This is a genomic window from Actinacidiphila oryziradicis, from assembly GCF_005047355.1.
GTDB lineage: Bacteria > Actinomycetota > Actinomycetes > Streptomycetales > Streptomycetaceae > Actinacidiphila > Actinacidiphila oryziradicis.
This window is the reverse complement of the sequence record NZ_SUMC01000325.1, coordinates 1-1,542: the sequence shown is the minus strand read 5'-3', so window position 1 is coordinate 1,542 and position 1,542 is coordinate 1. Positions and strand designations below refer to the sequence as shown.

The following is a 1,542-nucleotide window of genomic DNA, read 5'->3' as shown; positions in this document are numbered from 1 at the left end:
ACCGTTGCTTCGAGTCTCAGCGACTCTCAGCATTCCGGGCGTTTCCGCCCGGAAGGTTCGTGACGGTATCACCAGAGCGCGAGTTGCTCGCGCATGGTGTCCTGTCGACGATCTCTCGTTTCCGTCCCCTGGCGGGGTGTTGCGCCAGCCGCCCGCGTGCCTGTCCCCTTGCGGGTTCGGGCGGTGCGGGTCTTCTGCTTGGCTCCACGAGGCTTCGGCACCACCACCAGGGTGGGGCCCGGGTCTCCGGCCACTCCGGTACCCGTTTCACCGCCTGCCGCCGCGAGGGCGGCCAGGTTGTGGCCTGCGTTCGCGTCCCGGTCCAGGACGAGTCCGCAGGCGTCGCACTCGAAGACACGCACGCCGAGGGGCAGCTTGGCTTTCACCACACCGCAGCGGGAGCAGGTCTTGGAGGAGGGCATCCAGCGGTCGGCGACGATCAGACGTCCACCGTGGCGCTGGGTTTTGTAGGTGAGCTGGCGCCGCAGTTCCCCGAACGCCGCGTCGGAGATACGGCGGGACAGACGCCGGTTGCCGGCCATGCCTTTCACGTTGAGGTCCTCGACTACGACGGTGCCGTACTCGGCGGGGATACGCGCGGTGGCCTGGTGGAGATGGTTCTCCCGCAGGTTTGCCACCCGGTGGTGCATCCGGTTGCGGACCGCGTTGGCTTTCTCCCAGCGGTGGGACGGGGGCTGTCCGGTGCGGCGGTCCGGGCCGCGTCGGCGGGAGAGGGTCCGGGAGGCCTTCCGGAGCTGTGTGAGGGCCTGGTCGTAGTACTTGGGGTTCGCGACCTCGCGGACCTCGCCGGCGGAGTCCGCCATGACCAGGAGAGTCTTCACGCCGAGGTCGATCCCGACCGCCGTGCCGGGCCGGGTGGCAGGGGCGATGGTGTTGCGTTCCTCGGTCTGCAGGACCGCGAACCAGCGGCCCCGCTCGAACCGCACCGTCACCGACACAATCCGCATTCCGCCTTCGGCGATCGCGTCCGCGAGGGGCTGGACGTCCTCATGGAGGCGGATCCGGCCGAGGCGGGGCAGGACGACATGCCGCCGGTCATCGAGGCGGATGGTGCCGGTGGTGAACTTGCACGCCGGAGGAGCCTTCCGCTTCGACTTGAAACGGGGCCTGCCCATCCGGGCGCCCTTGCGCTCACCGCGCCGGGACTTGGCGTAGTTGTCGAACGCGGCGGCAGCGTTCGACAGGCCGGTGTTGTAGGCCTCCTTCGAGTTCTGCGCCCACCACTCCCGCAGGAAGGGGTCGGTGTGTTTGGCCTCGTTGAACGCCTTCCGCAACGACGGCAGCGACCACGACCGCCACGGAACGCGCTCTGCCTCGGGGACGCCGTAGGTCTCCTCCGCCGCGCGCTGCGACCAACTCGCCAGCACATGCCGCACTGCCCAGTTGTAGGCGACCCGCGCCGCCCCGCAATGCGAGGCCAGAGCCTGCAGGGCGGACGCGCCTGGGTCCAGGGCGAGCCTGTGGCCCACGACGTGGAAGCCGGGCCGCGCCTCGAACCCCCGCCGCTTCTTCTTCCCGCTC

1 protein-coding gene is annotated in these 1,542 nt (G+C 69.8%); it reads right to left on the bottom strand.

Going from position 1 to position 1,542, the window contains the following annotated elements; translation table 11 throughout:
* Window positions 1–68: 68 nt before the first annotated feature.
* A partial coding sequence (tnpB, locus tag FCI23_RS55635; protein ID WP_322974072.1) for an IS607 family element RNA-guided endonuclease TnpB occupies window positions 69–1,542 on the bottom strand: 1,474 nt, incomplete at its 5' end.